General features: G+C 51.9%; 17 protein-coding genes. 13 read left to right on the top strand and 4 right to left on the bottom strand.

Translation table 11 applies throughout. From position 1 onward, the window contains the following. Positions 1–4 precede the first annotated feature (4 nt). The 4 genes from MKX51_RS21740 (at position 5) to MKX51_RS21725 (ending at position 8843) form a co-directional block, all read left to right on the top strand. Complete coding sequence (locus tag MKX51_RS21740) at positions 5–2158, top strand: GH92 family glycosyl hydrolase (protein WP_340993831.1); 2154 nt, start codon at positions 5–7, stop codon at positions 2156–2158. A gap of 406 nt (positions 2159–2564) precedes the next feature. Beyond that, entirely contained in the window at positions 2565–4853 is a 2289-nt protein-coding gene (locus MKX51_RS21735) for a polysaccharide lyase 8 family protein (protein WP_340993830.1), read from the top strand. Positions 4854–4937: 84 nt separating this feature from the next. Further along, positions 4938–5978, top strand: coding sequence for a leucine-rich repeat domain-containing protein (locus MKX51_RS21730; protein WP_340993829.1), 1041 nt, complete (start codon positions 4938–4940; stop codon positions 5976–5978). An 81-nt stretch (positions 5979–6059) separates the two neighbouring features. Continuing rightward, entirely contained in the window at positions 6060–8843 is a 2784-nt protein-coding gene (locus tag MKX51_RS21725; protein ID WP_340993828.1) for a polysaccharide lyase family 8 super-sandwich domain-containing protein, read from the top strand. Between the two features lie 61 nt (positions 8844–8904). Here the strand turns inward: MKX51_RS21725 and MKX51_RS21720 are convergent, their stop codons facing one another. Then, positions 8905–9756 (bottom strand): aldo/keto reductase, encoded by an 852-nt coding sequence (locus MKX51_RS21720; RefSeq protein WP_340993827.1) that lies wholly within the window; start codon positions 9754–9756, stop codon positions 8905–8907. Between the two features lie 102 nt (positions 9757–9858). On the opposite strand from MKX51_RS21720, the gene MKX51_RS21715 reads away from it, so the two are divergent. From MKX51_RS21715 to MKX51_RS21675, 9 genes are all read left to right on the top strand, one after another. Then, the gene (locus tag MKX51_RS21715) at positions 9859–10314 is read left to right on the top strand and encodes a MerR family transcriptional regulator (RefSeq protein WP_340993826.1); all 456 of its coding nucleotides are present in this window, start codon (positions 9859–9861) and stop codon (positions 10312–10314) included. A gap of 433 nt (positions 10315–10747) precedes the next feature. Next, entirely contained in the window at positions 10748–11596 is an 849-nt protein-coding gene (locus MKX51_RS21710) for a transporter substrate-binding domain-containing protein (protein WP_340993825.1), read from the top strand. 18 nt (positions 11597–11614) lie between these two features. Continuing rightward, the gene (locus tag MKX51_RS21705; protein WP_340993824.1) at positions 11615–12946 is read left to right on the top strand and encodes a CapA family protein; all 1332 of its coding nucleotides are present in this window, start codon (positions 11615–11617) and stop codon (positions 12944–12946) included. A gap of 42 nt (positions 12947–12988) precedes the next feature. Continuing rightward, positions 12989–13744 carry an amino acid ABC transporter permease gene (locus tag MKX51_RS21700; protein WP_340993823.1) on the top strand — a complete coding sequence of 252 codons (756 nt, stop codon included), beginning with the start codon at positions 12989–12991 and terminating at the stop codon, positions 13742–13744. Further along, positions 13744–14493, top strand: a complete 750-nt coding sequence (locus tag MKX51_RS21695; protein WP_340993821.1) for an amino acid ABC transporter ATP-binding protein — start codon at positions 13744–13746, stop codon at positions 14491–14493. The genes MKX51_RS21700 and MKX51_RS21695 overlap by 1 nt, the downstream gene beginning before the upstream one ends. Positions 14494–15090: 597 nt before the next feature. After that, positions 15091–16488 (top strand): helix-turn-helix domain-containing protein, encoded by a 1398-nt coding sequence (locus tag MKX51_RS21690; RefSeq protein ID WP_340993820.1) that lies wholly within the window; start codon positions 15091–15093, stop codon positions 16486–16488. Positions 16489–17089: 601 nt separating this feature from the next. Then, a complete protein-coding gene (gene hflK, locus MKX51_RS21685; protein WP_340944459.1) occupies positions 17090–18133 on the top strand; it encodes an FtsH protease activity modulator HflK in 1044 nt (347 codons plus the stop codon). Continuing rightward, positions 18130–18999, top strand: coding sequence for a protease modulator HflC (gene hflC, locus MKX51_RS21680; RefSeq protein ID WP_340993819.1), 870 nt, complete (start codon positions 18130–18132; stop codon positions 18997–18999). The genes hflK and hflC overlap by 4 nt, the downstream gene beginning before the upstream one ends. Positions 19000–19196: 197 nt before the next feature. After that, positions 19197–20810: a glycosyltransferase gene (locus MKX51_RS21675; protein WP_340993818.1), complete on the top strand. Its 1614-nt coding sequence runs from the start codon at positions 19197–19199 to the stop codon at positions 20808–20810. Positions 20811–20893: 83 nt separating this feature from the next. Here the strand turns inward: MKX51_RS21675 and MKX51_RS21670 are convergent, their stop codons facing one another. From MKX51_RS21670 to MKX51_RS21660, 3 genes are all read right to left on the bottom strand, one after another. Beyond that, positions 20894–21706 (bottom strand): undecaprenyl-diphosphate phosphatase, encoded by an 813-nt coding sequence (locus MKX51_RS21670; protein WP_340993817.1) that lies wholly within the window; start codon positions 21704–21706, stop codon positions 20894–20896. 31 nt (positions 21707–21737) lie between these two features. Further along, complete coding sequence (locus MKX51_RS21665; RefSeq protein ID WP_076076325.1) at positions 21738–22331, bottom strand: DedA family protein; 594 nt, start codon at positions 22329–22331, stop codon at positions 21738–21740. 276 nt (positions 22332–22607) lie between these two features. Next, positions 22608–24650: a serine hydrolase domain-containing protein gene (locus tag MKX51_RS21660; RefSeq protein WP_340993816.1), complete on the bottom strand. Its 2043-nt coding sequence runs from the start codon at positions 24648–24650 to the stop codon at positions 22608–22610. Positions 24651–24667 lie beyond the last annotated feature (17 nt).

Below are 24667 nucleotides of genomic sequence, written 5' to 3'. Positions count from 1 at the left end.
TTAGGTGACAAGAAGAGTGGAGTATGTAGATCCATTTATAGGTGTGGACGGCGAGAACAACTGCCTGTGCGGACCTTATCTGCCGAACAGCATCGTCCGGCTGGGCCCGGATACCCTGCCGCCCCAGCTATCCCACGGCTACGACAGCTCGCGGCCGATTATCCGGTTCAGCCATACGCATGTCAGCGGGACCGGGGGCGGCGGGCGGTACGGCAATGTCGGCTTCACGCCGTATACAGGATTGCCCCGGTTCCATATTGACCCTTATACGAAGGGGGAGGAACATGCCGAAGCAGGCTATTACCGTGTGAAGCTGCTTCCGGTGGCTATCCGGGCTGAACTAACCAGCACGATGCGTACCGGAATCCACCGGTATACTTATCCGGCTGATGAACCGGCGGGACTGCTGATTGACGGCGGGGCGGTTATTCAGGTGGGCGGGGATGAGCCCGGGAAGACGACCGGCGTCTCGACCGGCGGTTATATTGAAGTTCTATCCCAGTATGAGCTTGCCGGCCGCTCCGACCTGCGCGGGGGCTGGGGGCATGAGTTCCCTTATTCCGTCTATTTCTATATCCGTTTCGACCAGCCGATACAGAATGTGCTGCTGAAGGACGCGGGCGGGGTACGCTCAGGCTTCTCTGTGGATGGGCCCCATTGCCAGGCTTCACTGAGCTTCGGAGCCTGCGGAACGCTGACGGCTAAGACAGGCATCTCTTATGTAAGTGTAGGCAAAGCCAGAGCCAGTGTGGACCGGGAAGCCTCTGCCGGCTTCGATGATCTCCGTGAGGCAGCCGGAAGCATCTGGGAGGATAAGCTGAGCAGAGTCATGGTGGAAGGGGGAAGCCTGGAGCATACCCGGCTGTTCTACACCCTGATGACCCGCCTGTTTTGTATGCCCAGTGATCTGGGCGTAGACGATGAGAACTTCGCCTGGGAATCGGGGGTACGGCATTTTACCGATCTATATGCGCTCTGGGACAGTGTCAGGAATGCCAATTCGCTGATCACTCTGCTTGACCCGCAGCTGGAAGCGGATATTCTGAACTGTCTGCTGGACATCGCAGATCATACCGGCTGGCTGCCGGACGCCTGGATTATGGGGCATAGCGCAATGATTCAAGGCGGAAGCTCCGCCGATATTCTGTTCTGTGAAGCGGCGCTGAAGAAGCTGGAGGGGATTGACTATGCGAAGGCCCTGAAGCAGATGCGCAGGAATAATGAGGTGCAGTCCCCGGACACCTGGCTTTACGGCCGTCATCTGCACGATTACCACTCCTTAGGCTATTTGTCCACGGATGTGAAGAAGAACTGTGTCTCCCGCCATATGGAATACGCTTATCAGGACTGGTGCATCGGCCGTCTGGCTGAGGAGCTTGGGCAGGAGGAGACCGCCGAAGAGTACTATGGCAGCTCGCAGAAACTGTGGAATCTGTGGCGGGAGGACCTGCGGTCTTTCGCGCCACGGCGGCCGGACGGGGAGTGGGTGAGTTCCTTTGACCCTGAATCCTGCCTGCCGGATTCCTGGAATGATCCTTACTTTTATGAGGGCACCGGTCTGCAATGGTCATTCAGCACGCATCATGACTTCCATGGACTGGTGGAGCGGCACGGGGGAGCGGAGGCCTTTGTCCGGCATTTGGATTATTTTTTTGACGGGGGCTTCTATAACTCCAAGGAAACAATGCTGCATATTCCTTATCTTTATATTTATGCAGGCAGGCCGGACCGGGCGGCGGACCGGGTGCGCGAATGTCTGGAGAAGTACTTCCGGGCTGAACGTGACGGGCTGGGCGATAACGAGGATATGGGCTGCCAAAGTGCTTTTTACATCTGTTCAGCCATGGGGCTGTACCCTTTGATGGGCCAGGACCTCTACTTCCTTGTGCCGCCGTTGTTCCAGCGGACGACTCTGTTGCTGGGAGCGAAGGGGAATGAAGTGCCGCTGACGATTGAGGTTCAAGGCGAAGCTGACGGGTCCGGCAGCCGGTATATCCGCTCTGCTGCTCTGAACGGGAAGACCCTGGACCGGGCCTGGGTCCGCCATGAAGAGATTGCGGGCGGCGGCACCCTTGTACTGGAGCTTAGTTCAGATGCCGGAGAGTGGGGCAAAAGGGTTCCGCCTTCGCCGCTGGCGGAGCGGGAGCAGCGCACATAGCACATAGATTGGACTAGTACAGTGTCAGATTTTAAAGGGTGAATAAACTTGTGAAACTCAGGGGTTCGTGTAATGAAACCTTATCATCCCCAAAAATCTAACGGACCGAAGAGACCTTATCCCGACGAGAACGCCACCTTTTGCAGCGTAACGGACTCAGTGGACCTTATCGTCTTTCTGCGAGACGCTTTGGAGCTGAATGACAGGGGATAAGGTCCTTGCGGTCCGCTAATCGCCCAAGTGACGACTTTCTTCCCGGATAAGAGCACCTCAGTCCGTTACGCCAAGCCAAACGCCACCCAAATGACAACCATCTATTTAAAAATATGTAATTTGAAGGGCAATTCTTTCTGTTCCACTATTTTAAATCTGATGCAGTACTAGCCGGTGCAAGGAGGTGGTTACCATGCGGAGCTTAGCCGGAAAATGGCAGCAATCGGTCGCCGGGTCTACACTGTCGCCTGAGTCGCTGAAGCGGGTCCGCGATGCACAGAGGACAATGCTCTATCAGCAGGAGCTGCTATGGGCAGATATTCCTTGGGCCGAGAATGCTGCGGATACGCTGATGATTATCAGCAGATTAAGAGAGATGGCTATCGCGCTGAAATCTCCCGGATGTCCCTGCTACAAGGATGGGGCATTACAGGATCAGATTACCTATGGTCTGGAATGGCTGTATACGCACAGATACAACGAGTCTTGCCCGCCATATGGAAACTGGTGGTTCTGGGAGATCGGTGTGCCGATTGCCCTGCTGGAGACGCTGCTGCTTATGGGGGAAGCGCTGGATGCCGCATGGGTTGAGCGTCTTCTGCTCCCCATAGACAAATATGTGGGAGATCCGGCGGTTCATGCCCGCTGGTTCGCGGCGGAGGCCCAGCCGTGTACCGGAGCGAATCTGGTCTGGAAAGTTACAGCGTCCGCTCTTGCTGCGGTGATCCGGCAAGACGGAGAGGGGCTGTCCGCCGCCCGCAATGCGCTGCTTCCCCTGTTCACCTATGCAAGTGAAGGGGATGGCTTTTATGAGGACGGCTCCTTCATCCAGCATGACAACTATGCGTATACGGGCGGGTACGGAGTATCACTGCTTCAGGACCTCATCCGTCTGATGGTATGGCTTCGCGATACCCTCTGGGCATTGCCTGCCGCAGCGCAGGAGATGACAGCCCGGTGGATTGAGCATTCTTTTGTACCGCTGATGTTCAGGGGAGTAATGCCGGATATGGTGAGCGGCCGGGAAATCTCGCGGGAGGAGTCGCAGAACCATGAGAGCGGACATTCTGTCATCACGGCCTGCCTGCGCTTCTCGCGGATATTGGAGGAGCCGGAGCAGATCCGGCTATTCTCCAAAGCCAAAGGCTGGATCATGGCAGATACGTATAAACCTTATATCGCTGGAGCACCGCCCGATACAGCCGCTCAAGCCATAGCTCTGCTGGTTGACGATCGTTTACCGCCTGCCCCGGAAGAGACCTGCTGCAAGCTGTTTGCGCATATGGACAGGGCCGTGCTGCGGGGGCCGGGATTCCTCTACTCGATCAGCATGTTCTCCAGCCGGATGTACAGCTATGAATCTATTAATGACGAGAATCTGAAGGGCTGGTACACTTCGTATGGCATGACTCTTCTATATAGTAGTGACCTCGGACAATATTCAGGCGGGTACTGGCCGACGGTTGACCCCTACCGGCTGCCCGGAACTACGGTGACGAAGACTTTGCTGGAGGATGGAGCGGGAGCAGGCCGCTTAAGCAGCCGGGATTTCGTTGGCGGAGCGGTACTTCACAACAAGTATGGAGCCATTGCCATGGAACTGGAGGATGTAGTTCATGAATTCGGCGGACTGACCGGGCGGATCAGCTGGTTCTTGTTGGGAGACAGGATCGTATGCTTAGGCTCGGATATTCAGAGCCGCAGTCCGGCTGCGGTGGAGACGATCATAGAGAACCGGAAGTGCAGCCCGGACGGGGACGATGTGATTACAGCAGACGGAATGGAGATCTGCCGGACCGCCGGGCACACGGAGATACTTCAGCCTAAGTGGATGCATATGAGCGGGAGCACGGAGGGAGCGGATATCGGGATCTTTTTTCCTCTAAAAAGCATGGTATATGCTCTGCGCGAACACCGCCAAGGGAGCTGGAAGGCAATAAATGCCGCAGGATCAGCTCAGCGCTTGGAACGGGCCTATCAGACGATCTGGTTCGATCATGGAGCAGCGCCGCAAGGCGCGCAGTATGCCTATGTGCTGCTGCCAGGGTACAGTATGGGGGCAACGGCAAGCTTGGCTGAGTCACCGAGCCTGCGGATTGTAGAATGCAGCAGTCAAGCCCATGCGGTTGAAGATTCGGAACGGGGAATCACAGCCGTGCATTTCTGGCAGACGGGATGGTATAGAAGCGGGGGAATTGCTTGCAGCAGTCAGGCTACTGTCATTATGCGCAAGCACCCGGCTGGCTGGAGCCTGGCGGTGGCCGATCCGACTCAGAAGCAGCGCCGTCCGGTGGAGATTGAGATCGAGATGGGCAATCGGATCGGAGCCAGAGCAGAGACCGGCAAGGGGGAACCCGTTCCCCGGGTTGTTAGCATGTCAGAGCGGATTATCGTGCAACAGGCTGAAGCGGGCAAGGTAAAACTGCGGTTCGACCCTGACGGTGCCGGGGGAGCCTCGTTCCATGCGGAGTTCGGGTGCTGAGCATTCCGGGCAATCTCTCTATGAAGTGAAGGGCTACGGCGGATATGGTAGAATAATCCCATCGATCTTAGAGGGGGAAGAACCATGCAGATTCAGATTACCGATGATTTCACAGATGAACGATTCAGGCAGTTTGTAAAAGACACCTTCTGTGGTGGCCGTGAAACGATTCTCAAAAGTGACATTGACACCGTGACCACACTGGAGCTTGCAGGCTATGAATGCTCAAGTCTTCAAGGAATCGGACATTTCACGGCGCTTCGGGAGCTGGATTGCAGCCGGAACAGCCTCCGTACGCTGGACCTCAGCCGGAACACCATGCTGGAGAAGCTGGAATGTCAGGAGAATATGTTATCCAGATTGGACTTAAGCAGCAATCCTCACCTCCAAGTACTGCATTGCAGTTATAACTCGCTGCATGAACTGAACCTTGAGCAGAATACAGCACTTCAGCAGCTCGATTGCAGCAGTAACTATATCATTACTCTGAATATCGCAGAATGTACGGAGCTTGTGGAAATCCGCTGCAATCATAATCATTTAACCAGCTTGAATATCAGTAACCAACCGGCTCTAACAAGCCTGCGTTGCTTCAATAATCATCTTACGGGTCTGGACCTCAGCCACAATAAGCAGTTGACTAAGCTCTATTGCTCGGAGAACAAGCTGACGGCACTGGATACGAGCCATAATCCGCAGCTAGTGGAGCTGGATTACGCCAATAATCTTATCACCCAGCCCGATCATGAGGTGGAGGGTGTCGGAACCTTGCGATATGATAATACCTTCACATGCTATAGCGCAACTTTTTCCTATTCGGGCCATGAGCTTCCCGTGACCGTGGAGGTTAAGACCAAGACGGATGCGGAGCATTTGAACTCCCAGATTCAAAAGGTATGGGGGGAACTGGACAAGCTACTTGACCGCGTATTGCAGCAGATTGCCGGGGCTCATCCGGATGAAGATGTGAATGAGCTGGAGCTGGCCGAGTTGAACTTCGCTGCTGACGGATCCTTCCGCATCGGCTACGATGCCGGAGACACGCCGGCGGGCCGGTTATGTATCTATGCAGCGTTTGACTCTGACAGGGAGCTGGACCCTGAGCTGATCTATGAAATGTATTAGGCAGGTATGCCGCAGGCCGCAGAGCGTGCGGCTTGTTCATCAGTACAATTGAAAGCGCTTAATTAAAAGGAGGGATACCGAATGAGGAGAATCCTGACCAAAGGCTGTCTCATAATTCTGGCATTGCTGTTGTCGGTCAGCGGGATTGGCGGAGCAGCAGAACGTGCCCGCGCTGCCGATGCGTTCGACGGGATGCGGGAGAACCGGAAAGTCCTGCTTACAGGGGGCAGCTCTCTGGATACTGCAGACCCTGATATTGCCGCAGCCCTAACCAAGCTGACGAATGAGGCGAACGGTTATTGGCAGACGATGAACACCGCAGCGGGACGCACCTCTCTGTGGAGCGATAATCCCGGGACCGGGAATTCCATTCATATCCGGGTGACTTATGAACGGCTGAAGACTATGGCGCTCGCCTACGCTACTTCCGGTACATCTCTCTATGGAGACAGCCTGCTTGGAGGCGATATCGTGGCTGCACTCGATTATATGTACGCTACCAGATACCATGAGGGGGTCACGCCGGTTGCCAGCGGAACGAGCAACTGGTGGGATTGGCAAATCGGTATTCCGATGCAGCTGAATGATACGGCCGTTCTGATGTACGACTCCTTGACTGCGGCTCAAGTTACGAATTATATGACAGCCGTTGAACGTTTCTCGCCCGCTGTTACCTTGACCGGAGCCAACCGCACCTGGAAAGCGATGGTGGTCGGCGAGCGGGGCATCCTGGTCAAAGACGGGACCAAGATCGCCGCCGCCCGTGACGGGTTGTCCTCCGTCTTCAATTATACGCTCAGCGGAGACGGCTTTTACCGGGATGGTTCATTCCTTCAGCATAACAACATTCCCTACACCGGAGGTTATGGCATTGACTTGCTGCTGGCTGTCAGTGATCTGATGGGGATGATTCATGGCTCGTCCTGGCAGGTGACCGATCCCAAGCAGTCCAATGTATGGGAATGGGTGTATAACGCTTATCAGCCGGTGATGTACAAGGGCGCAATTATGGACATGGTCCGCGGCAGAGAGATCTCCAGGAATTACAGCCAGGATCACGATGCGGGTCATCGGGTGATGCAGGGCATTTTGAGCTTATCCCGGTTTGCGCCGCCTGCGCAAGCAAGTGATTTTAAGCGGATGCTGAAGGGCTGGATGCAGTCGGACACCTTCAAGTCTTTCAATGAAGATGCACCCGTTCCAGCTATCGCTATGGCCAAAAGCATAAACAGTGACCCGGCAGTAGAGCCTGCGGCAGAGCTGATCGGCTACAAGCAGTTCGCGGCGATGGACCGGGCAGTCCAGCACCGGCCGGGCTATAGCTTCGGACTGGCGATGTATTCCAGCCGGATCGGCAGCTATGAAGCGATCAACAGCGAGAACGCCAAAGCCTGGTATACCTCCGCCGGAATGACCAGCTTATACAACAGTGATCTTGGTCAATACAGCGGAGATTACTGGCCGACCGTGGATAATTACCGTCTGCCGGGAACAACGATACTGTCACAGACCTCTTCCGGCAGTCATACCAGCACCAAACAGTGGACCGGCGGCACCGATATGCAGAATCTGTACGGCGTCTCCGGCATGGAGCTGAAGTACGGGGATCATGATCTTAACGCGAGAAAATCATGGTTTATGTTCGACGATGAAATCGTGGCACTTGGGGCAGGCATCAGCAGCTCGGACAATATCCCCGTGGAGACGATTGTCGAGAACCGGAAGCTGAATACGGCAGGCAGCAATACACTTACCGTCAATGGTACCGTGCAGCCTTCCGCCTTGGGCGGGTCAGGGACGCTGGACCAGGTAGAATGGGCTCATCTGTCCGGCAGCACGGCGGGTGCGGATACCGGATATTATTTTCCGCAGACGGTCCCGCTTGCCATGAAGAGAGAGGCCAGAACCGGCAACTGGAAGCAGATCAATCCCCGGCCGGTCACTCCGTCCACTCCGGTTACCCGTAACTATATGACCTTATGGCTGAATCACGGGGTTAATCCGGCGGGCGGGGAATATCAGTACGTGCTGCTTCCGGGTAAGTCGGCTCCGCAAGTGGCTGCCTACGCTGCTGCTCCAGATATTGAAGTGCTCGCGAACACCTCCGGTGTGCAAGCGGTACGCGAGAAGGAGCTGGGCATCACCGGAGCGAACTTCTGGGAGGATGGCACAAGCTCAGCTGATCTGATTACCGTCAACAAGAAAGCTTCGGTTATGATTCAAGAAACAGAGGATACCCTGGAGCTGTCTCTCAGTGATCCGACACAGGCGGCTACCGGCGTGATTGAAGTGGAATTGGACCGTTCAGCAAGCGGATATACGGCTGACCCGGGGATTACGGTCACTCAGTTAAGCCCGGCGATCCGTTTATCGGTGAATGTCAGCGCAGCCAAGGGCAAGACGTTCAAGGCTTCCTTCGAGCTGGACAGCGGTACGCCTCCGACTCTTCCAGGAGAAGAGATTATTGTGGACAATAACGACACCACCGGGGTGCTGAAGACCGGGAGCTGGAAGACAGCAGCGGTGCAGACCGACCGCTACGGGATCAATTATCTGCATGATGACAACAACAGCAAGGGAAGCAAAAGTGTAACTTTTACCCCCGACTTACCCGCTACGGCTACCTACAGTGTCTATATGATGTGGCCGCATCACTTCAACCGGTCCACTGCAATTCCGCTGGAAGTCGCTCATGCCGGAGGGACGGCAATACTGAATGTAGACCAGACTGCGAACGGCGGAATCTGGAATCTGATCGGTACCTATTCCTTCACGGCAGGTACCTCTGGAAGTGTAACCATCCGTAATAATGGAACGAGCGGGTATGTGGCCGCCGATGCGGTGAGATTTGTACGGAATCCATAATAGATAAAGAAGCGCATGCGATTATGCATGGGCCTTGTGCTGCTGAGATATGATGGAGCTTTTACAGCTCAACCCTCCAGTTACCCAGCCGCTTGGCGATTTCCGGGTCCCGGTGGGAGAAGAACAGGCTCTCGCCTGTATCGAGTGCAGCAATCTGAGCCATATCGTCTGCACTCAGCGCAAAATCAAAAATATCGAAGTTCTCGGCGATCCGCTCTGTACGCACGGACTTCGGAATCGCCACGATATCATGCTGGATCAGCCAGCGCAGCACAACCTGGGCGACGGATTTGTTATGCTTAGCAGCAATCCCTGATAACACTTCATTGCTGAACAGGTTATTGCGTCCTTCAGCGAATGGTCCCCATGATTCAATCTGCACACCTTGTTCCTTCATAAAAGCAGCGTTATCCGTCTGCTGAAGGAACGGATGCGTCTCCACCTGATTGACGGCAGGCACAATCTCGTTATGGACGATGAGGTCCATCAGGCGGTCAGGCAGGAAGTTGCTGACCCCGATGGCTCTGATTTTGCTATCGTGATACAGCTCCTCCATAGCCCGCCAAGCTCCGTAATAGTCGCCGAACGGCTGGTGGATGAGATACAAGTCCAGGTAGTCGAGCCCCAGCTTCTTCAACGACTTGGCAAAAGCGAGCTTGGCGCTCTCGTACCCGGCATCCTGAATCCACAGCTTGGTGGTGATGAACAGATCTTTGCGGGGTACGCCGCTGCGCTTAATGGCACGGCCTACCGCCTCTTCATTCAGATAACCGGCAGCCGTATCGATCAGGCGATAGCCTGCCATCAGGGCTTCATACACCGCATTCTCACATTCTTCAGCATCTGGAATCTGATAGACACCGAAGCCGAGCAGCGGCATTTTTACTCCATTGTTCAAGGTTACAGTTTGCATTGTTTTGTCCTCCTTAGGATGATTTGGTGATATGATGAGCCTAACGCCTTCGTGTTACACGAAGTCAAGCAGGTATCATCTATTTTTTGCGGAGGGATTATTATGTACACAGTCAAAGAAGCGGCTTCCATGACGGGATTAACTGAACATGCGGTACGCTTTTATACAGATAAAGGGCTGGTGCCGAGCATTCAGCGTGATAAGAACAACATCCGGCTGTTCGACGATGAATCGATCAACTGGCTGTATGGCATTAAATGCCTCAAGCAGACAGGCCTGCCCATTGAAAGCATTAAAACCTATGTCGATCTCTGCCTCGAAGGGGATTCGACCATTGCCCAGCGCTTCGCCATGATGATGGAATACAGGGAAGCGGCGCTTATTCAACTGGAGGAAGCCAAGCAGCGTGTCGCCCATTTGGAAGAGAAAGCTCTTCAGTATCAGGCGATTCTGGAGCAGCGCATACCTGATCTGACCAATCCCGGCAACTGGGGCAAGCTACTGGAGCAGGGCGTCAAGGTTCCGGCGCGCCGGAAGCGAGTGGTGTGGTCTTCTTAACAGGCAAGGGATAGTGAGAAGAGCGGGCTTCGGGCTGCTGGTGGAATGAGAGGGATAAATCCCATTGGCGGCGCCGAAAAAGGCCGGATAGCCGAAATGAAAGGGATAAATCCCATTGGTGGTGCTGATTGTGGGCTAGACGCGCAAATGAAGGGTATTAGTGCACCTGATTTCACCGAGCATGGGTAGACAGGTATACTATCAAATTGGAATACTCAACAGTCCTTCGGGGGATACATATAAAAGGTAGCCCAAGCAAGCACACCCCAATTCCCAATCGACTTTATTCGTCAGAATTCGTCAATTCCTTTACCCGTTCACCTTGACACCGTGTATACCCCGTGACATAATAATTCCAGACTAAATGACTATGATAAGTTGGACATCATAGCACAACAAGAGAGAGCTTTTACTAGACGAGGGGGAAGTTATAATGAAGAAGAAATTTGTGCCAGGCGTTCTGATTCTGTTGCTCGGGTTGGTCATTGCAGGCTGCGGTAATGGAAGTAAGAATAACTCAGGCTCCGCTGAGACAAACGGCGAGGGGACCGGTACGAAGACCATCATTGCTGCAACGAGCGGGGTAAGTAACCCTTTTAGCTACGAGAAGGACGGGCAGTTGACAGGTTACGATGTGGAAGTAATGAAGGCGATCTTCAAGGACCTTCCGGAATATAAGCTAGAGGTGCAGGCGATTGAATTCGAAGGGATTCTGACCGGCCTGGATAATGGACGCTTCCAGCTGGGGGCGAACAATTTCAGCTCCAACCCGGAGAGACGCGGCAAATACAATTTCTCACTCCCGATTATTGAGAATGCGAATGTATTCGTAGTCCGCAAGGACGACAATACCCTTAAGGCGGTAGAAGATCTGAAAGGCTATAAGGCCGTAACAGAAGTAGGAAACTCCGGTGCCACTTTGCTGGAGAATTATAATGAAGCGAACCCGGATGCCAAAGCAGAGATTATCTACACCGACGAGAATTTCGTAAAGCAGTTCGAAGGTATTGAAGCCGGCAAGTACGATGTGCGCATCATTTCCCGTGTCTCTGCCGAGAAGGCCATCAAGGAGCATGGTTTCACCAACCTGAAGGTGGTTGCGTTCTCTACAGAGAATAGTGATCCAGGATCTTATATCCTGCTCTCCAAGTCTGCGGACAGCACCCTGCTGGATACCGTCAACAAGAGAATCAAGGAAATGTATGCAGACGGCACCCTGCTGAAGATTAGCCAAGAGCAGCTTGGCGGCGACTATTTGCCTAAAAAAGAGCTGATGGAGTAACCGGAGGAAGGTGAGCACATGAAATTTCTAGTCTCGGGAGATGCATTATTCTCCAGCAGCAATTTAGATAAGACGATGGACCCGGAGCTATTGGCTCTCTTGCAAGGGGCCGATGAAGCTTTTACCAATGCAGAGTTCGTGACTCCGCGCCTGAATACCGCTCCGGCGGCAGGCCGCGGCTACCAGACCAGTGTGCGCCCCAAGGCGCTGGACGAGTTCGGAAAGCTCAATATCCGTTATGTGAGCTTTGCGAATAATCATACGGGGGATTACGGGACCCAGGGTCTTGTGGATACGATCGAAGAAGCGGAAGCCCGTGGTCTCACTCCGCTTGGAGTGGGCATGAGCCTGCATGAAGCGCGTAAGCCGGTGTTTGTGGATACGCCAGACGGGCGGATTGCGATCATCACCATAGATGTAACGAGAAGCGAAGTGTTCGCTGCCTCGAATCCGGGGAACGGCGTTCCGGCCCGTCCGGGGGTCAACCCGCTCCGCTGGTCGCGTACGTACGTCGTGAACGATCAGGACTTCAGCACATTGAAGGAGATCAGTGAGCGCATCGGCATCGCCTCCAGCATGGAGGAAGGCAAGCGGATTGAGACCTTTAAGAGCAGATCGGAGAATTACTATGAATTCGGCTCGTTTTTTGAAGGCTATTTAACCTTCGAGAAGGGTGAACAGTCCCGCGTCAAGACGGCAGCGCATGAGCAGGATCAGCAGGAAATCTACCGCAGCATTCAGGATGCGGCGGAGCGCAGTGATTATGTTTTTGTCAGCCTGCATACGCATGAAGGGGAGAATGAGAACTGGTACTCCGATTATCCGGCAGAGTTCATTGAGACCTTCGCGCGGGGTGCGGTGGATGCCGGGGCGAGCTGTGTCTTCGGACATGGTGCCCATTTCACCAGAGGGGTGGAGCTGTACAAGGGCCAGCCTATTTTTTATAACATAGGCAGTCTGTTCATGGAATTCGAAGCGGGAGAGTCGATTGTATCTCCGGAAATGTTCACCGCCTACGGGTATGCCGAGAATGAAGCTCCATCCACCCTGCACAAGAACCGGACCAAGGACAGCGAAGGGAATTGGCAGGGCTTCTACAGCGACCGCAAGTTCTCGGAGAACTTCCTGGTCATGTTCGATCTGAGTGTGGAGAACAAGCGGTTCAGCTATGAGCTGATTCCGATTGATCTTAGACTTACGCATGATACAGTGACGAAGCGCGGGCTTCCGGTACTGGCTTCGGACGAAGCGGCGGCTTCCCTGGTGGAGCGGCTTAATAAGGTAAGCAACGAACGGTATCATACTGAAATTATCTATGAGGGCAGACGGTTGACGGTCAGACCGTGTTAGAGCGTCGCCCTGTAAATTGAACGTGGAAGGAAGTAAGACGGCATGGGAGAGATTTTTGATATTAACGCGGTGTTCACAGCGATACCTCGTCTGTTAGAGGTCCTTCCTGTGAGTCTGCAGATTACGGTCATCTCGATGATCGTCGGCCTTGTGTTTGCGCTGTTGTTCGCCATTATCCGTATGCGCAGAATTCCCGTGCTTAGCCAGCTAGTCACACTTTTCATCTCGTTCATCCGTGGAACGCCGATCATTGTGCAGCTATACCTGACCTATAACGGAATTCCGTTGTTACTCAAATTCATTAATCAGCAGTACGGGACGGATTATAATATCAATGCCATTCCGGCGATGATCTTCGTGCTGGTCACCTTCGCGTTCAATGAAGCGGCGTACAACTCGGAGACGATCCGCGCTGCGCTGCAGTCGGTGAATAAGGGTCAGATTGAGGCCGCTGAATCCCTGGGGATGACGTATCTTCAGGTGCTGAGAAGAGTCATCGTTCCACAGGCGCTGGTGGTGGCGATTCCTCCGCTGGGCAATGCCCTGATCGGACTGCTCAAGGGAACCTCCCTGGCCTTCGTCGCAGGTGTGATTGAAATGACGGCCAAGGGGAAAATCATCTCCGGCAGCAACTTCCGCTTCTTCGAGGTGTATCTCGCGCTGGCGATCATCTACTGGGTCATGACGATTCTGATTGAGCAGCTTCTGAGATTCCTGGAGCGAAGATTCTCCATTCCGGACTCCGCTGCCGGGGCCATGAACCGCGGCTGGTTCTCTTGGGGAAGGAGAGAGATCTGATGATTAAGGTAAGCCATTTATCCAAGTCTTTTCACGGCAATCTGATTCTGGACGATCTCTCCGTCGAGATTAACAAGGGAGATGTTGTGGCCATCATCGGTTCGTCCGGTGCGGGCAAGTCCACCTTCCTGCGTTCCCTTAACTGCCTGGAGCAGGCAGATCAGGGGATGCTTGATCTCGAAGGCTTCAAGGTCGATTTCAGTACGATTACGAACAAGCAGCGGCTGGAGCTGCGGAAGCAGACCGCGATGGTGTTCCAGCAATTCAATCTGTTCCAGCACCGGACGGCGCTGGAGAATGTTAAGGAAGGCCTGAAGATTGTGAAGCGGATGAATGACCGCGAAGCCGCGCAGATTGCTCAGCAGCAGCTGGAGCAGGTAGGCCTTGCTGAGCGTGCTCATTATTATCCGAAGCATCTGTCCGGCGGCCAGCAGCAGCGGGTGGGCATTGCCCGCGCGCTCGCGATGAATCCGAAGCTGCTGCTCCTGGACGAGCCGACCTCAGCGCTGGACCCTGAGCTGGTCGGCGAGGTGCTGCAGACGATCAAGAAGACCGCCGCCATCGGTCAGACGATGATTCTCGTCTCGCATGAGATGAGCTTTGTATATGAAGTAGCGAATAAAGTGCTTTTCTTGGACAAAGGGAAAATCGTGGAGGAAGGGACGCCGGACCAGGTGTTCAACCATCCAAAGTCCGAGCGGGCCAAGGAGTTTCTGCATAATTATTTCCGTAATAAATCGAGTATTTAAAAGCATTATAGTAAAACCCCCGGAGAGGGCGCAGGTTTGCGCTTTTCCGGGGGTTTTTGGTATAGGTGGAATGTAATCGAAAAACCGACCACATTGCGCGAATTTAAGGCGTACGGGCCAAATATAATCGAAAAACCGATCACATTTCGTCAAGCGAAGGCGTATAGGCGGGATGTAATCGGAAAACCGATTACATTGTGCCAAATGAGGATGTACAGACAGAATGTAATCGAAAAACCGACCACATTTGCGCCAAGCGAGGGAGTACGGGCCAAATAAACATGAAAAACCGAACACATTTCCGATGGCCAGGGTGCCGCATGAAGAGCCGCCAGCGTGACTCAATCCTCAGGATGAATTTGTAAAACAACCAGCCAAACCCGCGAGAAACGCAGCAATAATCAGCTACCATCATTAAAGTCGCAACTAATTAAGCTTTGTTCAAGCTTTCTGCATTTTGCTACGTTTCTCTCTGTCAATTGCCACTATTTCACTGTTTGTACTCATTTGAAATATTGACCATTGGAATATTATAGAATATTATTACAACTATAAAATAAAAATATAGTTCTTGGAATCTAGTCAGGTGGTGTGTACATGGTCCCAATCATAGCAACCATACGAGATGCATTATCGGGGCATCTGTCTCAGCAGAAGATGACCATTAATCAGTTTGCCGGTCAATCCGGAATTAATTCAGGAACACTTAGTCGGCTGATTCATGGTCAGCAGCCCATTGCCATGAACCATCTGGAGCGGATCACGAGGGCGATGAATCTTCCAGAGGACCACTTTTACAGTCTGTATGTGGAGGAATGCTTCGATCATTCACCACCAACCTGGCGGCGGCTAAGGCCGTTTCTTGTACGATCAGCCGCGCTGGGGCGTCTGGATTGCATTGAACAGGTTGTTCAGCAGCTGCTGGAGAAATTGACTTATGCTCCTATGCTATTTGAGGTGGCTGAAGGGCTGTTTCAGGAGGGGCAATGGCAAGCGGCAGAACTACTGTATAAGAACGTGAGTGAGAGTGAGAAATACCAGAACTCCGAACGGCTGGCCTTGTGCCAGTACCGTCTTTTCCGGATTGCCCTTGGCGACGATCAAGCCCGAAATTTACAGGCGGCTCATATCTTTGAATGTTATTTGGACAGGCTTGATGAGGCGGATCAGTTGGATGGAATTAAGCACTTAGTAAATGTCTATTTTTCACTGCATAAATGGGACAAAGCTGATAAACTAGCCCAGGATATGCTTCATCTGGCTACTCTTCGTTGTAAACTTCAACGTCAATCAAACCGCAGACAGAATGATGAGAAAAAAACTGAAAAACCGCTATGCTTCTATATTTACTACTCTCATCTAATGCGTGCAAGCATATGTGAAGAACATCGTGATTATTCATCAGCGCTAAAATTCGTCAACCTTTATATGGATACAAGCTGGATAGACAATAATGATAACGAGGCGAAACGAACGGTAGTTCAGTTTCAAGAATGGGGTAGGGCGAATACTTTACTCTATCAGGTTATGTCGGGTAAGCAGGAAATACTTACACAGTATATTGAACATATCTCTTCTCAAAAAGATGAGATATTCGTAGCTCTATCTAATATCCTGACATCAGCTAACCGTTATAGTTGGAATGTTGATCACGTTCTGGAGCAGTTCGCAGCTTATATTCCTTATAAGACATATGCTACAGAGTTTGGCGGTTATAACGAGCAAATAATAACGGATCAGCATACCCGATTCCTCATTGAACTGGCATTTTATCATCTACATAACAAACGTAAAGAAGGGATTAACTTCATCCTTCAGAGTTTGGAATCATCTGCTAGAATCAATAACGAAGGATTGATTATCAAATGTGTCGATCTCTTTGAACAGTTTAGACATAAGGCAGATGAAGATGAGAAACTTCATTACAAACTTCTGATTAGAGAGGTGCAGGATTCACATGAAAAAAAAGCTCTTTATACTCCTAGCTTCCTGTAGTTTGGTTGCTACAATAATTTTACCAATTGCTACAGGAGAACCTTTAGTAACTGCAAGTACACAAATGTTAATTCAAACTATGGGACATGGTACAGGCGGAGGTTGATCTTTAGCAAGTATTTACGGATCAATTGTCAAGAATATACTTCCATTAGTTATCATCAAATATCCTCATTAACCCAATTAACGTCCCCGCCACCCGGGGATGTTTTCTTTTGACCCTCTTCCCAATACAAAAAAACCGGAAAAGACGCAGGTTGCGTGTTCCCCGGTTTTTTTTGTATTTAACTGGATTAGTAGAAACTGTGAAATTAGCAGCCGCACGGGTGGAATGTATGCGAAAAACTGAACACAATGTGCTGGACGTGTGGGTGCACGGGCGTCGTATGGAGACGAGTTCGTCAATGGAATTGGAATGAAAAGGTTTGGTTTAACCGGAACTAATATACTGTAAACCAACCAGCCAAACCCGCGAGAAACGCAGCAATATTCAGCTACCATCATTAAAGTCGCAATTTTTGCGACTTTTTTGTTTTGTATCCGTATATATACCTTTAATAAGACTAAAATACGCCAAAAGGAGCGATGCATCTTGAATTTCATGAACCAGAATGGCGATAATATCCCAGGGTTCAAGCTGCCGAAGTTGAAGCCGGGCATGTACAAGAGGATAGGGGTGGGGGTAGCCGCTGCGGCGGTATTGCTGTATATCGGTGCTACCTCATTCTATACGGTGCAGGAGCAGGAACGTGCAGCAATTCTGACCTTCGGCAAGTATACGAATGAGAGCTCAGCCGGACTTCATTTCAAATGGCCCTATCCGATCCAGGATGTAATTACCGTACCTGCGGAGCTGACCCAGCGGATTCATATCGGATACCGCCAGGAGGCTGGAGGAGCTGTGCCCGTGGATGAAGAAGCCATGATGATTACAGGTGATGAGAACATCGTATCTGCCGATGCTGTGGTCCAGTGGAAGATCAGCAATATCCGTGATTATCTGTATAACATTGATGAACCGGAGCAATTTCTGCGGAATTCGGCCAGTTCCTCGATCCGTGCAGTGATTGGTTCTGAGAAGCTGGATTTTGCGATTACCGACGGGAAGACCGTGATTCAGGATAAAGTCCGGGAGCTGCTGGTTGACCTGCACAAGAAATACAATACCGGCATTCAGATCATTGATATCAAATTCCAGGATATTGAGCCGCCGAGCGGCCAGGTCGAGGAAGCCTTCCGCGAGGTCACCAACGCCCGTGAAGAGAAGAACACGAAGATCAATAACGCCAAGAAGTATGAGAACGATATCATTCCGAAGGCACGTGGTGAAGCGCAGGCGCTGCTGGAGCGGGCCGAAGGTGAGAAGAAGTCGCGTATCCTGAATGCGCAGGGGGATGTGGCGCGGTTCAATGCTATTTTTGCCGAATATGCCAATAATCAGAGTGTCACCGAGAGCCGGCTGGTCCTGGAGACCCTGGAGACGATCCTGCCTAATGCCAAAATCTTCATTACCAACTCGAATAGTGACACTGTGAACTATCTGCCGCTGAATGAGCTGATGCGCAGCACCAAGGATAGCCCCTCTGCTCCTGCCGCTGTGAATCCGGCGCCTTCAGCCGCACCGCAAGGAGGAGATGCCAAGTGAAAAGAAACCCGATCATCCTATTGATATCATCAATCGTCCTGATTATTCTGCTGGCCGGCTCTATGTACATCGTGAAGGAAGGGGAATATAAGGTAGTCCTGCGTTTCGGTGAAGCGATGCGTACGGTGGAGGAGCCGGGACTGAAGTTCAAGCTTCCTTTTATCGAGAATGTCTCGGAGCTTCCCAAATACCAGATGACCTATGAAAGCACGCCGACCAACATTCTGACCAAGGATCAGAAGCCGATTGTCGTTGATAATTATACCGTCTGGAGAATTACCAACGCCTCGCAGTTCTTAAGAACCGTTCAGACGGTCAGCGGGGGAGTGCAGCGTATTGATGAGGCGGTATATAACTCGGTACGCCGCAAGCTGTCGGAGATTAACTATGAGAATATTATCAGTGAGGACACCGGACGGGGCAATATTAACGATGAGATTACCAAAGACGTTGTAACTGCCTTAACCCGTGACAATTACGGCATTGAAATTATTGACGTACGGATCAAGCGTACCGATCTGCCGGAAGGGAACAAACAAAGTGTATACAACCGGATGATCTCGGACCGCCAATCCATTGCTGCGCGTTACCTGTCTGAAGGGGATGAGGAATCCAAGAAGATCACCTCCAAGGCAGACCGCGCTTCCCGGGAGCTGATGGCCCAGGCAGAAGCCGACTCCAAGAAGATTATTGCCGAAGGGGAAGGGGAAGCCGCCAAAATCTACAATCTGGCCTACGGCAAGTCTCCACAGTTCTATAGCTTCTACCGTACGCTGCAGAGTTATGTGACCACGCTGAAGAATGAGCCGGTGATCATGATCCCGATCGATTCGCCATATGCGAAGATACTTATGGGCACTAAATAATAGGCTTAACGGAGAACACCCCTTAGGATCAATTGATTCTAAGGGGTGTTTTTGTCGTGTTACCCGGCTGCTCTGAAGATTGTTTTTAAGGAAAATAGGCTTATCTAGATACTTCACTTAATACATTAAGTTATATCAATTATTTTCAAATCTAAGGGGGTTCTATTAATGTTGCTATTATTCTGGGGTGAGCTTAAATGAATCAGAAGGTAAAACGGGTCTTGCTGGGCAGTCCGATCCATCAAAAACCGGAAATTTTGCAGCATTTTCTGAATTCTTTGCAGCGCCTGAACCTTAACAATATTGAATTGCATTACTATCTGATTGATGATAATCGGGATGAAGCCTCCAGTGAACTTCTGCAGCAGTTCGCCCAAAGCGGGAGAAATGTCTTTCTGGAATCCTCTGGCTACCATGATGACTATATACGCAATGACAATGCCCATGCCTGGCGTATCAGCCTTGTCTGGAAGGTGGCCGAGTTCAAAAATCAGATGATCCGGCACGCAGAAGCTTCCGGTTATGATTATCTGTTCCTGATTGATTCCGATCTCATTCTTCATCCGAATACGCTGGAGCAGTTGCTCAGCTCAGGCAAGGACATTATCTCTGAAGTGTTCTGGACTGAGTGGGAGCCGGGCAAATTGTCCCAGCCGCAGGTGTGGATGCATGACGAGTATAACCAATGGGAAGCACTACCGGGAGAAAAACTCTCACCTGAAGAGATCAAGCGCCGCCTGCATGCATTTCTGCTTAAAATGCGGGAACCGGGGATCTATGAAGTCGGCGGACTTGGCGCCTGCACTCTGATCAGCATCAAGGCCATCAAGTCCGGTGTAAGTTACAAGAAGGTCCGAAACCTCTCCTATTGGGGAGAGGACCGCCATTTCTGTATCCGTGCTGCGGCACTTGATATTCCTCTCTTTGTAGATACTCATTTTCCAGCGTTGCATATATACAGAGACAGTGATCTTGATAAAGTAGAGGAGTTCGTACGGCAGTCAACGACAATGTCTGGGACGGAGCCAAGTGAGCATATTGGGAAAAGGAATGATGAAGAGCCAGAGCGGAGCGATGCGGAACATGTTGTCACCCCGGCTGCAGCTTCACTTCGGCCCAAGCTGACTCTAACGATGATAGTTAAGAATGAAGCCACAAGGTTCCTGCGGCAGATTCTGGAGGAGCACCGCAAATATATCGACGAGGCCGTTATTATCGATGATGGCAGCACAGATGACACAGCGGAATTAGTCAAGGAGGTTCTTAAGGGAATTCCACTTAAGCTGATTCATAATCCGGTCTCCCGCTTCAACAATGAATCCGAGCTGCGTAAACAGCAGTGGGAGGCGGTGGTTGCGACTGGGCCGGAATGGATTCTTAATCTGGATGGGGATGAGATATTTGAACCCGGCTTTGCCGAAGAAGTGGACTCCTTGCTGAGAACGGAGAACTGCGACCTATTCTGCTTCCGCCTTTACGATTTCTGGGATGACAACCATTACCGCGAGGATAAGTACTGGCGGGCCCACCTGAGATACCGGCCGTTCCTGGTCCGCTACCGCAAAGATTTCACCTACCTCTGGAATAATCTCCCGCAACACTCCGGGCGGCTGCCAGAGAATATTTGGGAATTGCCCCATCAGCTGAGCAATCTGCGCCTGAAGCATCTAGGCTGGTCAAAGCTGGAATTCCGGCTGGAGAAGTATATGCGGTATATGCAACTGGACCCGGACGGCAAGTACGGCTGGAAGGAGCAATATCAGTCCATTCTTGATGAACATCCCATTCTGTTGCCTTGGAGTGAACAGTAAGGAAATCCGTTAAATGAGAAGGGGAGATGAAGGAGCAGGGAGGCGGTACCTTCCAGCTCCTTCATCTCCCCGGCATGTTCCTGTTACAGGAAGATCAGCAGCAGCGTTCCTACCACGAAGCAGTAGTATGAAAAGTAGATCAGATTGCCCTTCGCCATAATACCGATGAACCAGCGCATGGCGAAGTAAGTGGCTACCAGCGTGGTGAGGAAGGCGATCAGGTAAGGCATCGCCAGCGCTGAACGGTTCGGATCATTCGCGATATCGGATGCGCCGAGAATCAGGCCTCCGATACTGATCGGAATGTACAGCATGAAGGAGAATTTCAGGGCGGTCTCCTGTTTCATGCCAACCGCGATCGAGGCGATGACCGTGGAGCCGGAACGGCTGATCCCGGGAATCAGTGCTACGGCCTGGGCTAGCCCGACGATGATGGCGTCTCTCACGGTGAGATTGCCGTCTCTTTTCTGGCCGCGCAGATTGCGGATCAGCCAGAGGGCTACCCCGGTAATGAGTAAGCTGATGGATACGGTATGTACGGAAGTGAAGACACGTTCGATCGTATCCTTGAAGAATACGGCAGCAACCGCTGCAGGGATCGTGCCGATAACGATGTAAATGCAGAACATGAACTCAGACCGGTATTTCGTATCGCGCGTCTGCAGGTAACGGAAGAAGCCTGTGATTAAGTCCATGATATCTTTGCGAAAAATGAAACAGATGGCGATCAAGGAAGCCGTATTGGTTAAGATTTCAAAAGATAGCCCATTCTGCTTCATGCCGAGCAGACGTTGTACGATGATTAAATGCCCGCTGGAGGAGACGGGAATCGGTTCCGTCACCCCCTGGACCAGGCCTAAGAGCAGGTATTTCAGCCAATCGAATGCAGATTCCATATTTTCCTCCTAAAGTTGAAACGCATCATTATTAAGCCTGCCGTCTCCGGTACCGCTTGGAAAAGACGTACAGCCCGAAGCCGAGCAGGAACAGGGTTGCCGCCGGAAGGATGTAAGGCTTGACAATCTCGTCCACATGCTCCCACTGTGCCCCTAATTTGTAGCCCAGGTAGACGTAGATCGAGGTAATCGGCAGCATGGCAAGGAAGGTGTATAGACTGAAGGCAAACACATTCATTTTGGCAATGCCGCATGGGATGGAGATGAGTGTTCTCACACCGGGAATGAAGCGCCCGTAGAAGGCCACACCGCTGCCGTATTTATCAAAGAAACGGTCGGAGGCCTCCAGGTGATGCGGACGGATGAAAAAATACTTCCCGTACTTAGCAATCGCAGGTCTGCCGCCAAACCGGCCAAGGGCATAGAGCGTAAGCGGGCCGAATGTCCCTCCAACAGTACCGGCAAGAATCGTAAGAATGAGCTTCATGTCCCCCAGATACACCCAATACCCGGCAAGCGGCAGCACGATTTCAGCAGGTACGAATTCAAACGACAAGGCGATAACGATTCCTGCATACGACAAATCTTTGAAAAAGAGTATAAATTCCGTGATCCATTCTGTCATGCATTTCTCTCCCTTCTCAAACAAAAAGCCCCCTAATTAAAGGGGGCAGTCTCATCAACTGTCAGCACCCTCTCATCTTTGCAAGGCATCCTGGACGCCTCTAGTGCTGTACCTGAGATGCTCATTAGCATTCCGGTCACAGCGGTATCATCGGGCGAAGCCCTCCACCGAACTCTGGATAAGAGTATTATTCAATTTGATAACATTAAAACACACCTGTATACCATTAAGCAAGTTTGGGAAAAGGGAAAAATAGTGAATGAAAATATGAAAGCGTTATCTCAGCTCAATCCTAAACACATCGCCCGCCTGACCGCCGAAGACGGCCATTCCGCCTTGCGGCAACTTGACCGACGGGGCCTGGTTCACTCTGGAGTGGCTTACGATCATCCCGTCCGCATCATAGACAACGTATCCGCCGCTTGAGGGAGCCGTAACGGTCATGGTTTTGCCGGCGGCCTTCTTATCAATCTTGAACCACACGCTCTGTCCGCCCGCCGGAACGGTGCTGGTAGAGGCCGGCCCTCCGTAGATCGGCTTCACGGCATCTTCGCTGATATAAGCATTGCCGTCAATGGTTAAATATTCGGTACCGTTCTGCTTAGAGAAGGTCAGATCGAAGGCGTCTCTGCCGTTCATCACCGGAATCTCAGCCGCATTGACGGCGGTGTTCTCGTCCACAATCCGCGTCCCGGTGGCATATCCTTGTTCAACCTCAATTGTCTTTGTCAAGATGGAAGGGGAGAGGTAGAAGAAGGAATTGATTTTCTCATCCACAGCATAGTAATGCTTCCCGTCTCTTTGCGCCCAGGCCTGCTTCGTAGAAGCATTCAGCGGACTTACATCCAGCTTCTGATACTCATACGTGACCATTAGCATTTGACCGATACCGGGGATAGTCAAGTGGGTGTTCAGCTTCAGATACGTCTTGCCGTTCTTCTGCTTATCGAAGCTCACGGCTGCGCTGCCGTCCGGGCTTGTGAACTGTCCCTTGCCGGTATAGATATACTTCTGTGCAGGAATGAGTCCCCCTTCAAGCGCAGGCAGATCCAGTGCCCCGTCCTTAATGGCTATCGTGGTGGTTGCTCCGACGGTCCCGTATAATCCCGAATAGGCTCCCAGCTCAGCAGGCATAGCCGCTTTGACCGGAGGAGTGAAGGTAGCATCCGGCAGAATCTTCTTAATCTTCCCGGTATCCTTCAGGTAAGCCAGCAGCACATTGGTGGCGAAAATAGTGTTATAGATTGAGCTTCCGCCTGAAGAGAGCACCGCGATGGATATATCCGATTCCGGCAGGGTAATCAGGTCAGCATGATACATGATGGTATCTCCGCCTTTGGATAAGGCCTTGATTCCGTAATCACCGAAGGGTGCCAGATCTACGGCATCCCAGCCCAGACCGTAATTGAAGCTGTTTCTCTCCTCAGGCACCCAGAGCCCGTTCTTGTATTCAGGCTGCTGCATCGCTGTAGCGGAGGCTTTTGACAGAATGTCCGGATGCTTTCCGTTCAGCATCTCGGCGAATGTAGTCAGATCCTCGGCTGTGGAATAGAGGCCGCCTGCTCCGAGGATATTGGCATTCTCGCTAGGCAATGCCTGCGTTAGACCAGGGAAGTAGGTCTTGGCAAGCTGCTGCCGATTAAAAGTATCCAGCGGCGTCTTGGTAGAGCTTAGCTTCAGCGGGCTGCTCATGTGCTGTTCCAGGAACTTTGTATAGCTGCTGCCGGTCACCTGCTCAATCATCAGCTCCAGCAGCTGAAAGCCGTCATTGCAATATACGGAATAGGCGCCGGGATCGGATTTGAGCCGTTCAGACTGAAGCCTTGTCAGCAGGTCATCATGATTCTGTGTATCACTATCATCCATCAGAATGCTGTTCCCGTAGTGGCTGCCATACAGGCCCGAGGAATGGTTCATTAACATGCGCGGTGTAATCTTCTTGTAGCGCTCGTCGGCCATCTTGAACTGCGGCAGATACGTAGTCAGCGGCTGATCAATGTCAATGATCTGATCTTCGGCAAGCATCATCGTGGCTGCGGAGACATGCATTTTGCTGATGGAGCCGATGCCGAACATGGTATCCTTCGTGATGGGGGTCCCGGCTGCCTGATCGGACACACCGAAGCCGCCCGACACTGTAATGGCACCTTTATCCCTGATTGCATACTGCATGCCGCTTACCCCGTAATCGGATACGATCTTAGAGCCCAGCAGGCGGGCTGTTGCCTGCACCGGGCTCTCCTTCTCCGGTGCAGCGGACACCTGGGCTGCGGGGATCACCAGCATGGCCGCCAATACGACTGAAGTTAACTTGTTCATCTTGAATTCCTCCTCTT

Origin of the sequence: Paenibacillus sp. FSL M7-0420, from assembly GCF_038002345.1 — a bacterium.
GTDB lineage: Bacteria > Bacillota > Bacilli > Paenibacillales > Paenibacillaceae > Paenibacillus_AQ.
The sequence above is the reverse complement of the archived record's forward strand: the minus strand, read 5'-3'. Positions and strand labels throughout refer to the sequence as shown.